Below are 20994 nucleotides of genomic sequence, written 5' to 3'. Positions count from 1 at the left end.
AAGGACGGCAGTTATCGGCTACCCAATGCCTCAGCCGCAGATCGCGCGACCACCATGCTGCCGTTTTGCGCTATCGCCAAAAGTTGTATTACAACAATGCATCTGCTAGCCGCGAGCGACAGGTTCGTGGAGGCAGCGGTGAAGCGCATCAACCTAGTGACATTCTCGCTTCTGTTGGCCGCGATTGGCAGTCCAGTTCGTTCGCAAGACAGCGCCACGCCTGCCATGCCCGCTGTCGTGGATCCGCTACCCGCACCGGTCGGCGCCGCCCGCGCCCCGCGCGCGACCGTCGCGCTGGCGCCGTATCGGTTCGACGATCTGCTGTTCGAAAACGACCGCATCGCGCATCGCATTTACGGCCGTGCGCTCGAAAAGGAGCAACCGCCATCGTCGTCGGGCATCGACGTCTGGGGGAAGAACGTGCGCTGGCCGTTCATGGAGCGCCAGCTACACGGCGGCGACCAGCATCGCTATCATGGCGAAGGGCTCGATTTCTTCGAAGTCGGCACGTCGCGCGGCGGCGGCGGGCTCGGCATCTGGTATGACAACAAGCTCTGGGTATCGCGCAACTATCGCAGCTATCGCATCCTCAAGAACGGGCCGGACGTCGCGTCGTTCGACGTCAACTACGCGGCTTGGCCGGTCGATACGGCGCGGACGGTGACCGAGACGCGGCGCTTCACGCTGCCGGTGGGGATGAACTTCACCCGGATGGTCTCGACGATGACGTCGAGCCGCCCCGGCGAACTGATCGTCGGGATCGGCATCAACAAGCATGCCGTATCGCTTACCGACATCGGGACCTTAGTGACCGATCGCGCGCGCGGTCGGATGACGTGGTGGAGCGGCGAGGAGCCCGACAAGGGCGCGATGGGCGTCGCGGTCATGGTCGATCCCGCAGCGATCGTCGGGTTCACGCAGGATTTCGACAACTACCTGGTGCTGGTGCGCGTCACACCGGGCAAGCCGTTCGTCTATTATACCGGCGGGGCGTGGAGCAGAGGGCTCGATTTCCACACCAAGGCCGAATGGCAAGCCTATGTGAATGCACAACAGCCGGACTTCGACCCGCGCCGGTGACGCTTACTTCAATATAGCGTGAGCCAGGCGGCCGGCAGCCGCTTGGCGTTCGCGGCGAGCGTGTTGGCCAATGGCGCGAACCGCCGATCGAGCAGCCGCGCGGTCCAGAACGTGTCTAGAGCGGCCTCGGGCTTCCACGGATGCGGCGCGTATTCGTCCTGCCCCGCGGCAGCGCGGTCGCGGTCGAACTGGACCTTGGAATTGGCGAACTCGATATGCGTGCGCGTGCCGTTCGCGAACTGGGCGAGCCAATCGAGCGATTTCGGCAGGCTGGCCCCGCTCGGCGCGGCCCAGCTATACCAATCCTCGCCATGCGCGTTGGCGGCGAGCGCGGCCATCATCAGCGGTTCGAGATCGTAGGTGACGTAGTGCAACGCGTCGCGTTCCTCGAAATCGAAGGTCGAGCCGTCGGCGCGCAGGTTTGCCGCGATCTGGTTGCGATAGGCGGCACGCGCGCGATCGATCAGTGCGCGGTCGCCGGTCTCGAACGCCGCCATCGTCGCCAGCTTCACGCGGTGGCTCTGCCAGTTGGTGTTGGCATGGCCGAGCGCGGGCGAGTCCATCGCCTCGAGATACCCTGTCGCCATCCGTCGCCAGAACGCATCGATCCGCGCGCGCTGGTCGGCGGGCAGATCGGCACGGCTTAGGTCGTAGGCCATCATCAGCGTGTCGAACCCGGTCTCGTCGATCGGATTGAGCGACACCTCATAGATGCTCGCCCAGGCATCGAGATAGCGGCCGGCCTGGGCGAGGAATGCGCGGTCGCCGGTCAGTCGCCACGCCATCGCCAGGTCGAGCACGATCGGCTGGTCGCGCTTGGCGACCAGGCTGATCTCGCGAATGCCCTTGCCAGGCAGCGTCCCCTCCGTGTGGAGCCTGGGGATCGCGCCGGGCGGCCGCGTGAGGGCGGCGTGAGCGCGAGCGATGATGGCGCGACCGACATCGCTGCCCGCCTTACCGGCCGCGAAGCGCGGGCCGAGCACGGCATAATCGGACGCGGCGGATGCCTGGACGGGTGCCACCACGGCGACACTGGCGAACAAGGCTGTCGTCCATCTCATCGTGGCGTTCCCACCGATCCGCGGCGAATGAGCGTCGACAGGAAAAGCGACGGCTCGTCCGCGCCGTCTTGGCTGCGCTCGAACACCAGCTTCAGCGCCGCCGATCGCGCCATCGAGGCGATCGGCCAGCGCACCGTCGTGATCGGCGGCCACATATGCGCGGCGATCGGATTGTCGTCGAACCCGATCACCGACAGGTCGCCTGGCACGTCCAGTCCCTGCGCGCGGGCGGCGTGGATCGCGCCGGCGGCCATTTCGTCGTTGCACGAGAAAATCGCGGTCGGTCGCGGCTCGAGCGCGAACAGTCGCTCGGCGGCGGCGACACCCGAACCGAACAGATAATCGCCTTCCGCCACCCAGGACGACGGCAGCGCAATCCCGGCATCGCCCAACGCTTGTTCGAACCCCATCCGGCGTTCGCGCGCCGATCGGAAACCCTGCGGACCGGCGATCAGCGCGATGCGGCGATGGCCGAGCCCGATCAGATAGTCGGTCGCCGTACGCACGCCTTCGCGGTCGTTGGAGGCGACCATGCGGTCGGGCGTGTCGAGCGCGGTCGACCCCATCCGCACATAGCGGCAACCGGCCTCCTCGCAGAGCCGCGCGAGCATGTCGTTCTCGCTGATCGGCGGCATCAGTACGACGCCGAACAGCCGCTGGCGCTCGATGAAGTCGCGGAACTCGTCGAGCATCGTCGGTGATCCGCGATCGAGCGGGCGGACAATCATTTCGAACTCGGTGTCGCGCAGCGCTTCCAATATGCCCTGCTGGACGCTCATCACCGTCTGCGCGTTTGGGTTGTCGTGGACCAGCCCGATCAGGAAGTTGCGACCCAGGGCAAGCGCGCGCGCCTGGGGGTTAGGCGTGTAGCCCAACATCGCGATCACGCCTTCGACATGCTCGCGGGTCCGCGCTTTGAGCTGCGTCTCGCGGTTGATGACGCGGCTGACGGTCTTCTTCGACACGCCGGCCACGCGCGCAACGTCGTTGATCGTCAGATTGCCGCGGGATCGCGCCGGTACAGGGGAGGGACCGCCCATCGCGTCACCAGCTCCACATCGTACCGTCTTCGAGCCGGTTCACCGGCAGATACGCGCGCTTGTATTCGTGCTTCGCGGCGAGATCCTCGTCGATCTCGACGCCCAGCCCGATCGCATCGCCCGGATGCATCATGCCGTTTTCGAACGTGTAGGCGTGGGGGAAGACCTGATCGGTCAATTCGGTGTGCCGCATATATTCCTGCACGCCGAAATTGGGCACCGACAGCCCGAAGTGCAGCGCTGCCGCCATGCACACCGGCGACAGGTCGGTCGCGCCGTGGCACCCGGTGCGAACCTGGTACAGATCGGCGAAGCTCGCGATGCGGCGCAGATGCGTGATCCCGCCGGCGTGGACGACTGTCGTGCGGATATAATCGATCAACTGTTCCTCGATCAGCTGCTTGGCGTCCCAGATCGAGTTGAATACTTCGCCCACTGCGAGCGGGGTGGTGGTGTGCTGGCGGATCAAGCGGAAGCCGTCGGGGTTCTCCGCGGGCGTCGCGTCCTCCAGCCAGAACGGGCGAAACGGTTCGAGCTCGCGTCCCAGTCGCCCGGCCTCGATCGGGGTCAGCCGATGGTGCGCGTCGTGGAGAAGGTGGACATCCCAGCCCAGCGCCTCGCGTGCCGCTTCGAACAACGGCGGGACCGAGCGGAGATATTTCTCGGTCGACCACACATTTTCATGCGGAGTGTTGCCATTGGCGGGCTCGTAGAAATAGCGGTCGTTCGACACGCCATAGGTCGATGCCAGTCCTGGCACGCCCGACTGCAGGCGGATCGCCTTGTATCCTTCGGCCTGATAGCGCCGCGCCGCCTCGACCGTCTCCTCGATCGTCGTGCCGTTTGCATGGCCGTAGACCATCACGCCCTCGCGCGATGCGCCGCCGAGCAACTGGTAGAGCGGTAGCCCGGCGACCTTGGCCTTGATATCCCACAGCGCGGTATCGACCGCCGCGATCGCGCTCATCGTCACCGGCCCGCGCCGCCAGTACGCGCCCTTGTAGAGATACTGCCAGATGTCCTCGATGCGGTGCGCGTCGCGGCCGATCAGGCAGGGGATGACATGATCAGTCAGGTAGCTGACGACCGACAGTTCGCGGCCGTTGAGCGTCGCGTCGCCCAGGCCGTAGACGCCGTCGCTCGTTTCGATCTTCAGCGTGACGAAGTTCCGCCCCGGGCAGCTGACAATCACTTTAGCCCCGGTGATCCTGAGCATCAAATTCCCCTTATACCTTCAACCTGTCCGTCACCGGCCGGACGACGATCGTCGCTCGGCCCGCTTGAGAACGGACGACGCGTCAGAACGATGCCCGTATCGTCGCCTGGAACGTCCGGCCGTCATAGTCGATACGCCGCGGCAGCATTGGGTCGCTCTCATATTCCGACCGAGTCGCATCGGTAAGGTTGAATGCATCGACCGACAGCGAGATCCACTTCGTGATGTTGAGCGTCGCGGAGGCGTCGAGCTGGCTGCGTGCCTTCACGGAGCGCGCATCGCCCACGAAGCTGTTGCCCGCGGCGAGGTCGTATTTGCCGCGACGGTTGAACACCACGCGCACGCCGAACAGCTTGGTTTCGTAGAAGCCGATCAGGTTGATGTTGTGCTTCGACACGCTCGGCAACGTGACCTTGTTGCCGTTCACGTCGGTCCCCGAGATCGTCGTGTAGGAATAGTTGGCGGCGGCACCGAAATCCTTGAGGAAGCCAGGCAGGAAATCGAAATTCTGCTGGATCGAGAATTCCAGACCGCGGACCCGGATCGGCGACTGGTTGATGTTGCCCGTGACGAGCACTACCGCGGTTTCCTGCGCGCCGGCCGGATTGATGAACGTGCGCGTGGTGCGGCAGTTGGGACCGACGACCTGTAGAGCGCCCAGGCCGTAGTCGATGCCGTTGAAACGGCCGTCGGCCGGACACAGCACGTTCTTGTCGGTGATCGGCCCGATATAGCCCTTCACGTTCTTCTGGTAGGCGGCGATCGCGATGATGCTGCCCGATCGGTTATACCATTCGAGCGAGGCGTCGAACGACGTCGCGGTATAGGGCTTGAGCGACGGCGCGCCGAGCGTGACGGTGTAGGAGGGCGACACCGTCGGCACGACCGATGGCGGGACGGGAGCAACGGGTTCCTGCACGAAGGTGATCGGCGTCGTGTCGCGCGGCTGCGGCCGGACATAGGTTTTGTAATAGGCACCACGCAGCACCAGCTTGCTCGTCAGCTCGGCTTTGAACATCGCCGAGGGCAGCCAGTAATCGTAGGTGCGATTGAACGTGCGTGTCAGCAGGCTGTGGTTGATCGGCAGCGGCGCGTTGGCGTTGGTCGAGCTGCAATTGGCGCAATCGAGCGCGTTGACCTGATTCTTGGTCCGTTCGTAACGCAGGCCGACATTGCCGCTGATCCGTACACTACCGAGCTTGAAGTCGAAATTGCCCATGCCGTAGAGCGACAGGATCTTGTTTTCGTTGTTGAAATTGTTGTTGTAATAGTTCGGATCCCAGTAATTGTTGACCAGGCCATAGGGCGTCAGGAAAACGCCCAGCTTCGGGTCGAACGCGAACTGCGCGGGCAGGCCGTTGGGATTGCTCGTCGATCGCGGCGCGGTGTTGACCGGGGTGATCGCGGCCAGCACCTGGTTGACGTCGAGCGTCCGCCAATTCGCGCTGTAGCCCGGCGCCTTGCCGCCGAAAAAGTCGCTGGCGTAGGACAATTGCTGCGACATCGCCTGCGTGATGGCGCCGGTGTTCGCCCCCAATGCGGTGTTGCGCGAACCTGTTGAGAGGTAGTTGAGGCGTTCGTAGCGGAACCCGATCTGCAGGCTGGAAAGGAACGGGTTGCCCTCGAACCGGCGCGTCAGGTCGATCTGGAACGCGTCGAGCTGGTTCTCGCTCATGCCGTTGGTGCCGGTCGCGCCGAACCGGTCGCCCAGCGTGCCAGCCGCGGTACCAGGCAGTTGCGCGCCGTTCTGGGTCGCCGCGTTGGCGGGCGCGGGCAGTGGATAGCCGCCGACCGGGATGTGCGACGCGTTCGGCGTGTTCAGGACGGCGGTGTAGCCCGACAGATCGGTGCCGCCGGTATAGACCGACGTGGTGATGCCGTTCAGCCCCGCCGCGTTCAGGTTGCGATACGGGTTCTGGACGATGTCGAGCTCGATCTGGTTGGAGACGACCTTGGCGCGCGAATAGGTGCCCTGGACGTTCAGCCGCCAGACGTCATTGTCGAATTCCACTTTGGGCGTGATCGAATAGGTGCGCTGCTTGCCCGGCTCCGACCGGATCGAGTCGAACGTGTTGATGTTCTCCGCCGAGAAACTGTTGATGTACGCACGCTGGCCGCTCGGCGACGTCGCGAGATAGGGCGTGCCGATCTGGGTTAGGTGCGAAACCGCCGAGGTCGCGGTCAGTGCGGTGTTGGTGTTGTTGCCCGGCCCCGCGTCGATATAGCGGAGGAAATTCAGCGACTTGTCGAGATTGCGCTGGGTGTAGAACCCCGTCGCGCCGATCTTGAGCGTGGGTGTGGGCTTCCATTCGAAGCCGGTTGCGCCGGTGAACAGGTTGCCCGAATTGAAGCGGACGAGCTGGCGCGTCTGGCTGGGGTAATAGATGCCGCCGGGATATTGCGCGATCAGCGCGTCATAGACCGGGTTGGATCCCGGCACGGCTTGGTTGCCGACCTGGATCGAGCCGAGCTTGTTGTTCCAGCTGTTCACGGTGATCGAATCGCGGCGGAACTTCTCCTGCTTGTAGGCGAACACGCCGAACACCGCGAAATTGTCGCTCAGGCGCCCATTATAGCCGATCGTCGTCGCGGGCGTGCCGAGCTTGCCGAGCGTGTTGTATTCATACGAAACCTTGATGAAGCCGCCTTCCTTGCGCGACAAAGCGGGAGCGATGCGCAGGTCGATATTGCCCGACAGCCCGCCCGCCAGATCGGCCGCCGTCGGCGACTTGATGACCGTGATCGACGTGAAGATATCCGAGTTGAATGCGCCGAGCGGCGTCGAGCCGTTGAGGATCGGATCGGCGAAGCCCGCGCCGTTCAGCGTCGTGCGCGCGAACGTGCCGGGCAGGCCGCGCAGGCTGATCGTCGCGGCGCGGCCGTCGGCCTCGCGGTTGATCTGCACGCCGGGGATGCGCTGGATCGCTTCGCCGACGTTGAGATCGGGGAAGCGACCGAGACCGTCCGACGAAATCGAATCGGTGATCTGCGCGGAGTCGCGCTTGGTGCGCAGGGCGTCGGCATAGGATTGGCGGAAGCCGGAGATGACGATGTCGCTGTCGGGCACCGCAGGAGCCTCCGCGCTCGGCGTCGCATTCGTCTGCGGTGCCGGTGCGTCTTGCGCCCAGGCCGGTGCCGCGATCAGCAACGCGCCAATCGCTACGCCACTGCGCAATCCAACTTTCGTCATCAGGTGCCTCCCTAAATCGCCCGGCATTCGCTCGACTCTTGCGAGAGCGTTGCTACCGGTGTCAGTCCCAGCATCGCCGAGATCGGCCCGATGTCAACTCAAAATCGGCAAATTTGTAATACAGCTTTTGATTTTTTGGTTCTAAGCGTTGCAATTCGAGCTGTCAGAACGATAGCTTCACGCTGAATTGACATACAACTCGGCCTGATCGACAGTGATGCATTAGGACCGCGTGGCAAGGGAGAAGGCGTCGATGATCGCGTTGGGTCTACCGTTGATGATCGTCGCCGCGGCCGACGCGCGGGCCACGATGCCGCGTCCGGCGGATATCTTGGCGGCGACCAGACGCGTCGCGGATTGGCAGATCGCGCATCGCGACACGGTGGGCGTTCCGCTCGCGGGCCGCGCGAGCGCGCGCAATCCGCGCGATTGGCAGCAGGCGACGTTCTGGGTGGCGCTGACCGCGCTTGCCGACCGCGATCCACGCTACCGCAAGACCTTGCTGGATTTGGGGCAGGGGCAGCAATGGCGGCTCGGCGACCGGCCCTTCCACGCCGACGATCAACTGATCGGGCAAGCGTGGTTGTGGGCGTCGCGCAACGGCGCGGGGGACGCCGCGATCGCGCCGATGCGCGCCTATTTCGACAATCTGCTGGCGAACCCGCCGCGTAACGCGCTGGCTTTCGTCCCGAACGAAGCCGGCGGCGATCCGCCGTGCACGACGCGCTGGTGCTGGTGCGACGCGCTGTTCATGGCGCCGCCCACGATGCTCAAACTGGCCAAGGCGACCGGCGACGATCGCTACGCCCGGTTCGCGCACGCGGAGTTCGCGGCGACCAAGGCGTATCTGTTCGATCCATCCGAGCATCTGTTCTTCCGCGACAGTCGGTTCTTCGATCGGCGCGACGCGGCGGGGCGCAAGCTGTTCTGGAGCCGTGGCAACGGCTGGGTGATGGCGGGACTGGTGCGGATCATCGAGACGCTCGACCCGCGCGACCCCGAGCGCGCAGGCTACGTCGCCTTGTTCCGCGAAATGGCGGCGCGCTTGCTCACGCTGCAGCGGCCCAACGGTTACTGGGCGCCGTCGCTGCTCGACAACGGTCCCGATGCGTTGCCCGAGACGAGCGGTACGGGGTTCTTCGTCTACGCCTTTGCGCGCGGCGTCGATCTCGGTCTGCTCGATCGCAAGACCTATCTGCCTGCCGCGATCAAGGGCTGGTCCGCGCTCGGCCAGGCGATCCAGCCCGACGGCATGCTCGGCTGGGTGCAGCAGGTCAGCGATCGGCCGGACGTGGTGGCGCGTACCGACACTCAATTCTATGGCGCGGGCGCGTTCGTGCTGGCCGGCACCGCGCTCTACGACCTGACTAAAAAGAACTGGCGATGAAGCGCCTCGCCGTCGCGCTGACGGCGCTGCCGTTGCTCGCTTCGTTCTCCACTGGCGGCCGTGCCGAGCAATCCGCGACGGTCTATGCCAACGTCGCGCCGATGAACGACACGGTCGAGGGCCGCATCATGCCGCAGACCAACGCCTTGCTCGATCGTTTGCTGCGCGAGCGCCGCGCGATGACGCTGGGCGGGGTCAAGGTCTTCGAAAGCGGCGACAAGTTCCTGCCGGGCAAGATCGCCGCGATGATGGCGTATCGCCTGCTCGACACGAAGCGCGACGACCCGATGCTCGCGCAGCGGCTGACCGAGTTCGCCGACATTGCCGATCTGACCGTGGACGATCCGAACGAGAGCTGGGGCATCTATTACTACGCGTCCGCGCTCAACAAGCTGCGCGAAGCCGGGCTGTTCGACCGCGCGGTTCGCCCCGCGACGCTCGCCAAATTGCGCATCTCGCTCGACTGGCGACGGTTCGTGCGCGCCGATCTGACGCTGATCGATCTGCCCAACAACTATTACGGCGTCGCCTTCTCAATCGCGCGGTTACGCTATCTGCTGGGCTGGGAGGATGCGACGTCGAGCGACGCGCTACTCGCTCGCATGATCGACCATTACCGGCGCTATTCGGGACAATACGGGTTCGCCGACGAAACCGAGGGGAAGGGGCGGTTCGATCGGTACAGTGTGCTGCTGATCGGCGAGATCGCGCAGCGGCTGATCGAAACCGACATGAAGCCGACGCCCGACGTGTTGCGCTGGTTGCGGCGGTCGGTCGATGTGATGCTGCCGCGATTCAACGAAACCGGCGAAGGTTTCGAATATGGCCGCAGCATCGGGCCGTACGGCGAAACCTGTTTCCTCGAAGTCCTGACTGCGGCGGCGCGGTTCAAGGTGCTGACGCCGACCGAGCAGGACATGGCCTATGCCTTTTCGAGCCGGATCGCCGCGCGCTATGCCGATTTCTGGACCGATCCGGCGACGGGGTCGGTCGATATGTGGGACGACGGCCGCCGCACCGACACGTATCGCGGCAAGCATCGCATCTTCGGCGAAAATCTCAGCCTGGCGCGGCAATATCTCTACACCAACGCGATCTGGAACGGCCTGGGCTATCGCGACCGGCCGCCGGTAACGGCCGCCGACTACCGACGCTGGCTGGACGCGCTGCCACGATCGACCACCACGTGGTTCGCGCGCGGTACGTACGATCGCGCGCTGGTGACGGTACGCGATCGCGGCACGGTGATCGGCCTGCCGACGATCGACGGGGCGGAGGGGCAGCATATGCACAATCCCTATTTCCCGATCCCGTTTTCGCCCGGGCTGCTACAAGGTGCGGCCGATACGAGCTTTCCGCAGCTTGTGCCGCGTATCACGCTGACCGACGGCACGGTGCTGATGCCGCTTGCCTGGTTCAAGGACATCCGCGTGTCGCGAACCGGCGCGACGACGACGATAACGTGGCGACAGGATGCACTCGACCGGATGGGTGGCAACGATGCGGTCGACGATCGGCGGGTGTCGATCGTCACGCGCTACGTACTGTCGCCAGGGCGGATCGCGCGCAGCGACACGATCAGCGTCGCGTCCGGCACGGCGATCGACCATATCGATCTGGAATTCGCGACGTTTTCCACTGCGCCGCGCGCGGTCTCGGCTGGTGCGGTAACGTTCGGTGAGGGACGAGTGACGGGTTTCGCCGCGAATGGGCTAGGATCGTGCAATGCGGGGGAGGCGGGGCCGACGTATCGCGCACCGAACGCGGCGTTTCGCACGGCCGTCAAATGTCGCCGCGACGGCCTCGCAGCCGGCCGATCGCTGCGGATGGGGTGGACGATCGACTATCGAGCGACGCCCTGATGTTTCGGTGTGTCGCCTTTCTCGCGCTGGCAGTTTCGATACCGCTGTCGGCGGCTGCCCAAACCGCGCCGCTCGCGCGATTGTCGGCCGGTTCGCAAACTTGCCGCGGTGTGGACGGCTATGCGGCGGCGTTTGGCGGGCGCCGGACCTTCTTCCTCAAGCCGGGCGAACTGACAGCGATCAAGGCGTCGCTCGCGACCGATCCGACTCTAAAAGCCGCGTACGCCGTGCTGATCCGTCGTGCCGACGCGGCCCTGACGCATCGACCCGGATCGGTGATGGACAAGACCGTTCTGCCGCCGTCGAGCGATCGCCACGACTATCGCAGCATCGCGCCCTATTGGTGGCCCGACCCGGCCAAGCCCGACGGCTTGCCCTATGTCCGCCGCGACGGTGAGATCAATCCGCAGCGCGACACGTCGGCGTTCGACCGTACCGCGATCGGCCGCATGAGCGACGATATGACGACGCTGTCGTTGGCCTATTTTTATTCCGGCGACCGCCGCTATGCGGTGAAGGCGGCGACGCTTGTCCGCACCTGGTTTCTCGATCCCGCGACGGCGATGAACCCCAACGCCCGCTTCGCGCAGGGCGTGCCGGGGCGCGAGGACGGGCGGGCGGAGGGCGTGCTCGACACCAGCGCGTTTCAGCCCGTCATCGACGCCATCGGCCTGATCGCGCCGTCGCACGTGCTGACCCGCGACGAGGGACGGCGGCTGGAGCAATGGTTCGGCCGCTATATCGACTGGATGATGACGAGCCCGACCGGCCGCGCGGAGGACGCCGCGACCAACAATCACGGCATCTGGTTCGACGATCAGCTCGCATATTACGCTTTGTTCGCCCGGCGGCCGGAGATCGCGCGGGCGGTCGTCGAAGCGTTTCCCGCCAAGCGCATCGCGGTGCAGTTCGACCCGTCGGGCAAGCTCCCCGCCGAGCTGACCCGCACGCGCAGCCTGCATTATTCGATCTACGCGCTGACGCCCGCCTTTGACGTGGCGGAGATCGCCGGGTGCCTTGGGTACGATTTGTGGAACTATCGCGATGCGGCGGGGCGTGGGCTACGGTCGGCAACCGACTTCCTTGCGGCCTATCGCGGCAACGTCGCCGCATGGCCGTACAAGGAAATTCGTCCAGAACCGGACGAGGTCGACGCGCTGCTGACGCGCGCCAATTGGGCGTGGGGGCGGGCGACCTACCCGCACAACGCGCCGCCGCCCGCGCTCGCGTTGCAATACCGTGCGCAGCCACGGTCGAATTCCCGATAGGACAGACCGGCTTCGATGCTATGACGACCATGATGACCGCCGCCAGCAACAGCGCCAAACTCGCCGACCAGCTCGTCATCGACCTCGAACGTCGCGTGCTGTCGGGCGAATTGCCGCCGGGATCGCGCTTTCCGAGCGAGAAAGCGGTGGTCGACAGCACCGGCGTCAGCCGCACCGTCGTGCGCGAGGCGTTCGCGCGGATGTCGGCCAAGGGACTGCTCGTCTCGCGTCGCGGGTCGGGCGCCTATGTCGCCGAAAGCGCGCGCTATCAGGCGTTCCAGATCACCCCCGACGAACTGAGCGAGATCGACGACGTCCATCGCCTGTTCGAAATGCGCACGCCGCTGGAGGAAGAGATGGCGGGCCTCGCCGCGGCTCGCCGCGACGACGGGGATCTCGATGCCATGGACGCGGCGATCGCAGCGCTGATCGCGTCGGAGAATGTCGATGTCGCGGTCAACGCCGACACCGCCTTTCACGCCGCGATCGCCGGCGCGACGCGCAACGACTATTTCGTTCGCTTCACGGAATTCCTCGGCGTTCGGCTGGTGCCGCCGCGCACCGTGTACCTGCGCAACAGCGACGGGGTGCCGCGCGAGGAATATATCCGCGCCATCGCCGACGACCATGCCGCGATCTTCGCGGCGATCAGGAAACGCGATCCCGCCGCCGCCCGCAACGCCGCGCGTGCGCACATGTACAAGAGCATGGAGCGCCACGAACTGATCCGCGGTGCGTTCGAAGCGGAGGATCGCACCCAAATCTAAATTGGAGCCGTAGTCTTCGCGTTTTACGGGCGGGTTGATGACACCGGTTTCCGTCGATAGATTGCACGCCGTACAACGGGGAGGGTGCGATGCGGTTCGATCGGCGTGAAGTCATCGCCAGTGGCGCAGTCGCTCTCGCGGCAGTGCCGGTTCGCGCCAGCGCGCTCGGCGGCGATCCGTGGGATCAGGCAAGGAAGATCGTCTGGCGCATCCGGCCGCCGCGGATTCCCGGGCGGTCGGCCAAGGTTACCGACTACGGCGCGAAGGGCGACGGGACCACGCTCAACGGTCGCGCCTTCGCGACCGCCATTGCCGATCTGTCGGCGCGGGGCGGCGGTCGCCTGATCGTTGCAGGCGGTCGGTTTCTTACGGGGCCGATCGAACTTCAGTCGAATGTCGAACTTCACGTCGCTGCGGGCGCGACGATCGCCTTCAGCACCGACCCGGCGGATTTCCCGACCGTCCTCACGCGCTTCGAAGGCGTCGAGATGATGGGGCTCGCGCCGCTGATCTATGCGCACGGTAAGCGCAACATCGCGATTACCGGCGCCGGCACGCTCGACGGCCAGGCGAGCGATCGGCACTGGTGGTCGTGGAAAGGGCCGTGGAAAGGCACGGTCGATAACGGCTGGCGCGACGGCATGCCCGATCAACGCGCGGCGCGGCGGCGGCTGTTCGAGATGGCGGAAGCCAGGACGCCGGTCGAGAAACGCGTGTTCGGCGCCCAGGACCTGCTCCGCCCCGCCTTTATCGAGCCGTACCTGTGCGAGAACGTCCTGATCGAGGGCGTCAAATTACGCGGTGCGCCGTTCTGGCAAGTCCACCCGGTGCTGTCGCGCAACGTCATCGTGCGGAATCTCGACATTTTGGGGCATGGTCCGAACAACGACGGCTGCGATCCGGAATCGTGTACCGACGTGCTGATCGATAATGTCACCTTCGATACCGGCGACGATTGCATCGCGATCAAGTCCGGCCGCAACGAAGATGGTCGCCGCGTTGCGATGCCGAGCCGCAACTTCGTCATCCGCCATTGCCGGATGCGCGAGGGACATGGCGGAATCACGATCGGCAGCGAGATTTCGGGCGGCGTCAGCAACGTCTTCGCCGAACGTTGCACGATGGACAGCCCCAATCTGGACTATGCGATCCGCTTCAAAAACAACGCGATGCGCGGCGGTGTTCTCGAAGGTTTTCACTATCGCGACATCGCGGTCGGCGAGGTCAAGCAAGCGGTGATTGCGTGCGACTTCAATTATGAGGAAGGCGCAAAAGGGGGCTTCGTGCCGGTGTTGCGCGACGTGACGGTCGATCGGTTGACGGCGCGGCGATCGGTGATGGCGCTCGACTCGCAGGGGCTGCCCGGCGCGCCGATCGAGCGCGTGCGGTTGCGCGATTGCGATTTCGACGGGGTGACGACGCCGAGCAAAATCGCCTTCACCAACGGCCTCTCGCTCGACCGCGTCCACGTCAACGGGGCGCCAGTCGCAAAGTTGTGAATGATCGGAGTGACAGCGCTTGCGACAATTTATCCGATAGACACCGGTGTCATAACTCGCTTATGACTCGCGTTGGGTAGAGAAGCCGCATCAGGCTCCGTCCCGTGAGAGAGGGTGGCTGGCGATGCGAATCCGGGCGGCGATGTGGTTGGCGATGGCCGGCGGGGCGAGCGCGATGCTCGGTGGCGCGACGCTGGCGCAGGATCAAGGACCGCACCTCCTCTTCCACGTTTCGGCCGACAAGAACCTGACCGCGGAGACGGCGGGGGGTGACGCCATCCCGAACTTCCAGTCGAAGGTCGCGATCGTCCCCACCGGCAAGGCGGGCGGCGCGATCGAATGGCAGGATGACGGCTATGTCGCGTGGAAAGCGCCGGGCAATATCTATGCGCGGCGCGGGACGCTATCGTTCTTCTGGCGCTCGCGCACGCCCGTCGGCGCGGCGCCGTTCGTGCTGTTCCGCACCGGGTTCGCCGACCATAGCAGCTGGGACATGGCGTTCCTGCGGATCGACTGGAACGGCCACGGCTTCGACGCCTTCGTCACCGACAACAATCTGGCGCGCGAGCGTGTGTCGTTCCGCATGGCGACGCTGCCGTCGCCGACCGACTGGCATCACATCGCCTTCGCCTGGGACGAAGCGGTCGGCGTGCGGCTGTTCGTCGACGGCAAGGAAGTCGCGCGCAAGGACGGCAAGGCGGTGCTCGACGCCGGGCTCGATCAGTTCGGGCTCGCGGGCCGCATCATCTCGCCGCACCAGGTTCAGAGTCGCTACAGCTTTATGCGCGGCAGCGATGTCGATGAAATCCGCGTTTACGACCAGATGCTCGACGCCGGCGCCGTCGCCGCGCTTGCCAACAACAGCGCACCGACAGGCAGCGCGCCCGTCACGACCGCGTTTGAACGCACGGCGTTCCTGCATCGCTACGGCTTCGACGGCGCGTCGCCGCCGCTACTCACCGCCGACGCGACCACGATCCGCAAGGTCGAGTTCGCTGACGCCAAGGATCTGAAGGAATGGATGTGGAAGGGCGTCGACGGCATCGCCGAGACGACCTGGCCCGGTGTCTACAACCGCTCGCGCCTGCCTGGCCGCGACGATTATTTCGAGCTCCCCGACTGGAATACCTATGTCGAAGGCGGGAAGGCGTATGAGCTGACGGTGCCGCAGGGCGAGACGGTCAACCGCGTCGAAATCCGCGGGGCGGCCTACGGCGCGCTCGACTATGCGGCGGACGGCGGCACGTTCGGCCTGATCGCCAAGCGCCCGCAAGGCGTCGAGAAGTCGATCGCCGCATTCGGTGACAAGACCGGCGGCAGACTGCGCTTCACCAACGTCGCGCAGGAAACGCCGATCCAGGAGATCTGGGCGTACGACGTCAAGAACGGGGCCGAGCCGAAAGGAACGCTAAAACTCAGCTACACGATCAACAGCAAGACCGCGCCGAGCTTTGCGAACCTCGCGCCGCTCAACAGCTATATTGCCGGTCGCTTCCCCGCGAACGAGCGCGCGACCGTCGTCGCACTGCCGGCCAGCGCCGGTGCGGCGGCACCGGGGGCGGGAAGCGCGACCGATGCGGCCGGCGCAGTCCGTGACGGCGACGAGGCGCCGCTCGTCCACATCCTCATCCCGTCGGATTTCGGTGACGCCTTTCCGGGCAAGCCGCTGGCGCGCGCATGGAACTATACCTGGGCCAATACGCGCGACGGGCTCGACGGCATCGCGCTCGACATTCCCGCGCTGAAGGCGACGCCGAACAAAGACGGCGTGATCCCGCTCAACATCCGGATCAAGGATCCGATCTGGCCCGACCGCGACATGATCGACGTGACCGTGTCGGTGAAGCCGGGCGAGAAGCGCACCGTCTGGCTCGACCTGCGCGACCGCATCCTGACCAACGACCCGTTCTACATCACCGTCGCCAGCGCTGCGGCCGATTTCGGTGCGTCGAGCCTCGACGGCATGAATGTTCGGCTGGTGTTCAAAGACCGCGACGAAGCCAAAAAGGAGCATATCGCCGACCGCTTCAACCAAGTGAAGGACAATTGGGGCTTCCTGGTCGAGGAGCATACCGCGTCAGGGCGCGAGGCTTTGTTCCGCCGCGTGAAGGGCGACATCACCGACCTGCTCCGTGTCGATCCCGACAATCTGGAGGGGCGCCGTTACTGGGCCGACATCAGCTACGGCGCGAGCGGGATGCCTGCCTTCACCCAGCCGACGCCGCCCGCCGGCGTACCGCTCTGGGCGTTCCGTCAGCTCGAGGATCTGAGGCTCACCAGCCGCTTCGTGAACTGGTGGATCGACAATCGCCAAGTGCCGTACGGCGACTTCGGCGGCGGGATTTCGGACGATGTCGATCTGACCGAGCAATGGCCCGGTCTCGCGCTGATGGGGGTCGAACCCGACAAGATCAACGCATCGCTGCGCGCGCTGTCGGACGCGGTCTACACCAACGGCATGCGGACCAACGGTTTGGGGACGATCACCACCGACGAGCTCCATGCCTATGAGGAGGGGCTCAATTCGGACGGCGAGCGGCTGTACCTCAACTGGGGCGAACCCAAGGCGATCGAGCGGCTGATGGCGACGGTCAAGGCGCTGTCGGAAAAGATCATCCTGAAGAATGCTGCCGGCCACCTGCACTTCGCGACCAACTGGTATGGCGGCCGCACCGTCTATCGCGAGGGGCCGTGGGAATGGCAGAAGCCGTACAGCTTCACCGTCATGCACGCGCCGATCCTGATGGGCGTGTTCAACGGCAACCCGGTCGCGACCGGCCTCGTCACCGGCGTGATCGACGGCTGGATGGCGCACGGCCAACAGGGCCCCGACGGCAGCTGGACCTATCCCAACGAGATCAACTGGCGCACCGATGCCGAGCGTGTCGGCGACGGCGGCGGGTTGCCGACGCCGTATCAGTCGGCCTGGGCGGCGTATCGCTTCACCGGCGACGCCAAGTATCTGACCCCGATCCTCAGTCGCGCGGCGCGGACCGGGCTGGGATCGCTGAGCGATCTCAACGAGAATGTCGTGGCGGTCCTGGGCAAGCCCAATTGGGGCAAGGCGCTCGCCGGCACGAAAAGCGACTTCGGCCGTGTCGCCGGCTGGGACTCGACGGGCGACCGCAAGCTGCTGGAGGATCAGGCCGCCGGCGCGATCACGTACAAGACGCAGCGCATGTATATGTACACCGAAGGGCATTGGTGGACCGACCGCGTCGACATGCCCAACGATCTGCTCCAGCGGCAACGGCTCGGCGGGATCGCGCTAGTGCGCAACCAGACCTATCCGGGCAACACCGTCAGCTGGCGTTTCGCCAAACCGGGTGCGTCGGAGATGGTCGCGATCCTGGTGCCGGGCGCGACACCGGGGCATTTCAAGGTCGTCGCCTACAACACCAGCGACGTGCCGCAGCCGGCGACGATGTCGACCTGGAACGTGACCGCGGGCAAGTGGCGGATGACAGCGGGAACCAGTGGTTCGGGCGGCGATACGGCGGACGGTACGCCGATGGCCAGCGAGGTGACGCTCGAACGCAGCGGATCGGTCGAGGTCAGCTTCGCGCCGCACACGACGACGGTGCTGGAATTCACGCTGGAGACGCCGGGCCTGCCGACCGAACGCCGCGCCGATCTGGGGATCGGGACGGACGATGTGGCGATCGTCGGGCGCACGGCGTCGGTCACCGTTCACAGCCTCGGCGCGGTCGCGGCCGCGGGCGGGCGGGTCGAGTTGGTCGATGCGTCCGGCAAGGTGGCCGCGACCGCGAATCTCCCCACGCTCGCCGCGCCGCTCGATCTGCTGCCCAAGACGGCGATCGTGCGGCTGCCGCTACCGGCGGGTGCGGGCGCAGGGTGGCGGATCCGCGTGGCTCTGCCGGGTGGTACGCCCGAAGTGACGATGCTCAACAATGTCGTCGCGCTGCCACCCGCGACGGCGCGCCGGAATAAATGACCGTTAGGCGGGTCTGGCTGCTGCTCGGCGCGATTGCGATGCCCGCCCAGGCCGACATCGCGGTGTCGGCGAGCGATGGCAAGCAAGTGCTGGCCGATGGGCGGCAGGTCGTGCCGTCACCGCTCGGTGGCGACAACGTGTCGGTGATCGACTTCGGCAATGGCAAGCTGCGCGTGGTTGCGACGATCGCCGCGCCGGCCAGCCTGATCGGGCCGCCGCGCAGCGTCGCGATCACGCCCGACGGCGCCTATGCGATCGTGACGTGCGCGCGGAAGGTGCGCGCGGACGGCACGGATATCGAACCCGACGACCGCGTCTCGGTGATCGATCTCCGGTCGATGACGTTGGTTTCGTCGATCCGTGCCGGCGCCGGAGCGTCGGGTGTCGCGATCGATCCGGCCGGGCGGCGCGTGCTGATCGCCAACCGCGCGGCGGGGACGCTGTCGCTGTTGGCTTTCGAGAAGGGCCGCCTGTCGCCAGTCGCGACGATAGCGGTCGGTCCGGCGACATCGTCGCCCGCGCAACCATTGTTCTACGACAATGGCCGCAAGGCGCTCGTCACGCGCGACGGCGATCACCGGATCAGCATCGTCACGGTGACCGAGAGCGGCTTGAGTTTAGACGAGACGAGCCTCGCCGGAGGGTTGCGGCCCTACGCGATCGACGCCGCCGGCCCACGATATGCGGTGGTCGGCAATATCGGCGGCGGCGGGCGCAACGTCGATACGATCAGCCTGATCGATCTGGCCGGGGAAACATCCGCCGTCGTCGACACCGTCGCCGTCGGGCTGACGCCCGAAGGCGTGAAGATGTCCCCCGACGGCCGCTTCGTCGCGGTGATCGTGCACAATGGATCGAACCTGCCACGCGGGGCGCGGCTTTGGTCGGACCATGGCTTGCTGCAGATCTGGCGGATCGCGGGTGATCGGCTGGTCAAGGTCACCGAAGCGCGGATGGGCGGTTGGGGGCAGGGGGCGGTCTGGTCGAAGGACGGCCGCCAGATCCTCGCCCAGGCCGCGCTCGATCACCGTATTCAGAGCTTCGATTTCGACGGTGCGCGGTTGCGGCGCGGACCCGAACTCACGTTATCCGCCGCGCCCGCGGCGATTGCGGGGCGGCCATGATCCGGCGCCGGTCGTTTCTCGCAGGCGCGGCTGCGCTGGCGGTGATCCCCAATATCGCGGAGGCCGCAGACGGCGATGCCGCGTTGCGAGCGACGCTCGACAGCCTCGCCAAGCTCGATACGCCGACCGCAAAACTGGCGAAACTGCGCGGCGTGCGGGAAGCTGGTCTTTCGGCCGGCGCGAAGCTCGACCTCGAAACGGCGCGCGAAGGGCTGGTGATCGACGCGCGGATCGCCGCGATCATGCCCTACGGTCGGCTCGGACGATCGCCCTATTCGGTGACGCCGACTAGCGGTGCCTGGCGCGATCTCGGCGCGCCCGATGCTGCTGATCGCATCGCCACCGATACGGCCGCGATCAAACGCGAAGCGGCGGCGGGGATCGTGTTGCCGCCCGATGCGCTCGATCGGACCGTCGCCGGGATGCTGACCGTTACCGATCGGGCTCCTGCGCAAACATTATCGGCGCTCGCCGAACAAGCGCGTGTGCTCGTCGCGCTGGCGCCGCAAGCCGGCGATGTCGGCATGGGACGATTGTCGAACGGCGCTGCCTATTACGACTTGCTGATCGATCGCCAATTCGGCGGTCGCGACGCGGCAACGATTCACCGCCGGATCGAGAAATTGGCCAGCGAGACCGCCGTTGAAGCCGACGACCTGCTGCGGCGCTTTGGATATCAGGGGCGCAACACCGGCGAGCGATTCCGCGCCGCATTCCGCGACCCGCAATTCCTCTACTCCGACAATGCCGAGGGGCGCGACCGGGCCGTCGCCGGCATGAATGGCTGGCTCGCGCGAGCGAAAGGCCGTTTGCCCGGCCTGTTCGGGTCCTTGCCGCCCGAATGCGTGAACGTCGCGGCGCGGCGAATGACACCGGTGGAAGAATTGGCGAAAAAGGGCGGATATCGCGTCGTTCCCGGCCAAAACGGGACGCCAGGAAGCTATTTCGTCGATCTTTCGGACATTCGCCGCCGACCCGATTGGAGCCTGGCGAGCGTCGTTCATCACGAGTTGCTTCCCGGCCACATGGTCCAGATGCCGCTCGACGCGCGTGCGGAGCCGCATGCCTTACGCCTTGAATATACGGCAGGATTCCAGGAGGGCTGGGCGATCTACGCCGAGCAGTTGATGGCCCGGCAAGGCGCGTTCGACGGCAACGATCGCGCTCGGCTTGGCTTCCTCCACTGGATGTTGTTCCGGCTATGCAGATCGCTGATTGACACCGGTGTCCATAGTGCGCGATGGTCCCTGCAGGAAGCGCGGGAGACGCTTGAGAGGATGCAAGGCGAGCCGGCCTTTTTCGCGACGTTCGATCAGGACATCCAACGGGTGTGCCTGGAGCCGGCCACACGCGTCGGTGAAGCGCTGGCCTGGCTGGCGCTGGCGGATCGCTGCGGGCGCGGCGCGTCGGCGACGCTGCCGGCGCAACATCGCGCCGCGATCGGCGACGGTCGGCTGCGTCTCTCGGCGCTGGAACGGCGGCTCGGTCCGGCGAGGCCATGGAATTCGATCGATCGACAATAAGGGTCGGCGGGCAAACCGCCGG

13 protein-coding genes are annotated in these 20994 nt (G+C 65.7%); 9 read left to right on the top strand and 4 right to left on the bottom strand.

The annotated features are described in order from the left end of the window. Positions 1–225 precede the first annotated feature (225 nt). The gene (locus FPZ24_RS10700; protein ID WP_240047423.1) at positions 226–1080 is read left to right on the top strand and encodes a DUF4861 family protein; all 855 of its coding nucleotides are present in this window, start codon (positions 226–228) and stop codon (positions 1078–1080) included. 8 nt (positions 1081–1088) lie between these two features. On the opposite strand, the gene FPZ24_RS10695 is transcribed toward FPZ24_RS10700, so the two are convergent. The 4 genes from FPZ24_RS10695 to FPZ24_RS10680 all read right to left on the bottom strand — a co-directional run bounded on the left by FPZ24_RS10695 (position 1089) and on the right by FPZ24_RS10680 (position 7587). Then, positions 1089–2141 carry an alginate lyase family protein gene (locus FPZ24_RS10695; protein WP_146571841.1) on the bottom strand — a complete coding sequence of 351 codons (1053 nt, stop codon included), beginning with the start codon at positions 2139–2141 and terminating at the stop codon, positions 1089–1091. Beyond that, the gene (locus FPZ24_RS10690; RefSeq protein ID WP_146571839.1) at positions 2138–3181 is read right to left on the bottom strand and encodes a LacI family DNA-binding transcriptional regulator; all 1044 of its coding nucleotides are present in this window, start codon (positions 3179–3181) and stop codon (positions 2138–2140) included. Before FPZ24_RS10690 ends, FPZ24_RS10695 begins: the two co-directional genes overlap by 4 nt. A 4-nt stretch (positions 3182–3185) precedes the next feature. Then, positions 3186–4397, bottom strand: a complete 1212-nt coding sequence (manD, locus tag FPZ24_RS10685; protein ID WP_146571838.1) for a D-mannonate dehydratase ManD — start codon at positions 4395–4397, stop codon at positions 3186–3188. Positions 4398–4479: 82 nt separating this feature from the next. Then, positions 4480–7587 carry a TonB-dependent receptor gene (locus FPZ24_RS10680; RefSeq protein ID WP_146571836.1) on the bottom strand — a complete coding sequence of 1036 codons (3108 nt, stop codon included), beginning with the start codon at positions 7585–7587 and terminating at the stop codon, positions 4480–4482. A gap of 253 nt (positions 7588–7840) precedes the next feature. Here FPZ24_RS10680 and FPZ24_RS10675 point away from each other — a divergent pair, with 253 nt between their 5' ends. From FPZ24_RS10675 to FPZ24_RS10640, 8 genes are all read left to right on the top strand, one after another. Then, complete coding sequence (locus FPZ24_RS10675; protein WP_146571834.1) at positions 7841–8974, top strand: glycoside hydrolase family 88/105 protein; 1134 nt, start codon at positions 7841–7843, stop codon at positions 8972–8974. Next, complete coding sequence (locus FPZ24_RS10670) at positions 8971–10836, top strand: hypothetical protein (RefSeq protein ID WP_146571832.1); 1866 nt, start codon at positions 8971–8973, stop codon at positions 10834–10836. The genes FPZ24_RS10675 and FPZ24_RS10670 overlap by 4 nt, the downstream gene beginning before the upstream one ends. Then, a complete protein-coding gene (locus FPZ24_RS10665; RefSeq protein WP_146571830.1) occupies positions 10836–12104 on the top strand; it encodes an alginate lyase family protein in 1269 nt (422 codons plus the stop codon). The genes FPZ24_RS10670 and FPZ24_RS10665 overlap by 1 nt, the downstream gene beginning before the upstream one ends. A 20-nt stretch (positions 12105–12124) precedes the next feature. Next, positions 12125–12871, top strand: coding sequence for a FadR/GntR family transcriptional regulator (locus FPZ24_RS10660; RefSeq protein WP_240047422.1), 747 nt, complete (start codon positions 12125–12127; stop codon positions 12869–12871). A gap of 89 nt (positions 12872–12960) precedes the next feature. Continuing rightward, positions 12961–14370, top strand: coding sequence for a glycoside hydrolase family 28 protein (locus FPZ24_RS10655; RefSeq protein ID WP_146571827.1), 1410 nt, complete (start codon positions 12961–12963; stop codon positions 14368–14370). A gap of 124 nt (positions 14371–14494) precedes the next feature. Further along, entirely contained in the window at positions 14495–18325 is a 3831-nt protein-coding gene (locus FPZ24_RS10650) for a LamG-like jellyroll fold domain-containing protein (protein WP_146571825.1), read from the top strand. Next, entirely contained in the window at positions 18322–19449 is a 1128-nt protein-coding gene (locus FPZ24_RS10645; RefSeq protein ID WP_146571823.1) for a YncE family protein, read from the top strand. The genes FPZ24_RS10650 and FPZ24_RS10645 overlap by 4 nt, the downstream gene beginning before the upstream one ends. Next, entirely contained in the window at positions 19446–20972 is a 1527-nt protein-coding gene (locus FPZ24_RS10640) for a DUF885 family protein (protein ID WP_146571821.1), read from the top strand. Before FPZ24_RS10645 ends, FPZ24_RS10640 begins: the two co-directional genes overlap by 4 nt. The last annotated feature ends 22 nt before the right edge of the window (positions 20973–20994 follow it).

The sequence above is a fragment of the Sphingomonas panacisoli genome, assembly GCF_007859635.1.
GTDB classification, from domain to species: domain Bacteria; phylum Pseudomonadota; class Alphaproteobacteria; order Sphingomonadales; family Sphingomonadaceae; genus Sphingomonas; species Sphingomonas panacisoli.
This window is presented reverse-complemented; position numbering and strand designations above follow the sequence as displayed.

Excerpts from the sequence above, each read along its gene's own strand:
- FPZ24_RS10640 (WP_146571821.1), top strand. The coding sequence starts at position 19,446 with ATGATCCGGCGCCGGTCGTTTCTCGCAGGCGCGGCTGCGCTGGCGGTG.
- FPZ24_RS10645 (WP_146571823.1), top strand. The coding sequence starts at position 18,322 with ATGACCGTTAGGCGGGTCTGGCTGCTGCTCGGCGCGATTGCGATGCCC.
- FPZ24_RS10670 (WP_146571832.1), top strand. The coding sequence starts at position 8,971 with ATGAAGCGCCTCGCCGTCGCGCTGACGGCGCTGCCGTTGCTCGCTTCG.
- FPZ24_RS10655 (WP_146571827.1), top strand. The coding sequence starts at position 12,961 with ATGCGGTTCGATCGGCGTGAAGTCATCGCCAGTGGCGCAGTCGCTCTC.
- FPZ24_RS10650 (WP_146571825.1), top strand. The coding sequence starts at position 14,495 with ATGCGAATCCGGGCGGCGATGTGGTTGGCGATGGCCGGCGGGGCGAGC.
- FPZ24_RS10690 (WP_146571839.1), bottom strand. The coding sequence starts at position 3,181 with ATGGGCGGTCCCTCCCCTGTACCGGCGCGATCCCGCGGCAATCTGACG.
- FPZ24_RS10680 (WP_146571836.1), bottom strand. The coding sequence starts at position 7,587 with ATGACGAAAGTTGGATTGCGCAGTGGCGTAGCGATTGGCGCGTTGCTG.
- FPZ24_RS10700 (WP_240047423.1), top strand. The coding sequence starts at position 226 with ATGCCCGCTGTCGTGGATCCGCTACCCGCACCGGTCGGCGCCGCCCGC.
- FPZ24_RS10665 (WP_146571830.1), top strand. The coding sequence starts at position 10,836 with ATGTTTCGGTGTGTCGCCTTTCTCGCGCTGGCAGTTTCGATACCGCTG.
- FPZ24_RS10695 (WP_146571841.1), bottom strand. The coding sequence starts at position 2,141 with ATGAGATGGACGACAGCCTTGTTCGCCAGTGTCGCCGTGGTGGCACCC.
- FPZ24_RS10660 (WP_240047422.1), top strand. The coding sequence starts at position 12,125 with ATGACGACCATGATGACCGCCGCCAGCAACAGCGCCAAACTCGCCGAC.
- manD (WP_146571838.1), bottom strand. The coding sequence starts at position 4,397 with ATGCTCAGGATCACCGGGGCTAAAGTGATTGTCAGCTGCCCGGGGCGG.
- FPZ24_RS10675 (WP_146571834.1), top strand. The coding sequence starts at position 7,841 with ATGATCGCGTTGGGTCTACCGTTGATGATCGTCGCCGCGGCCGACGCG.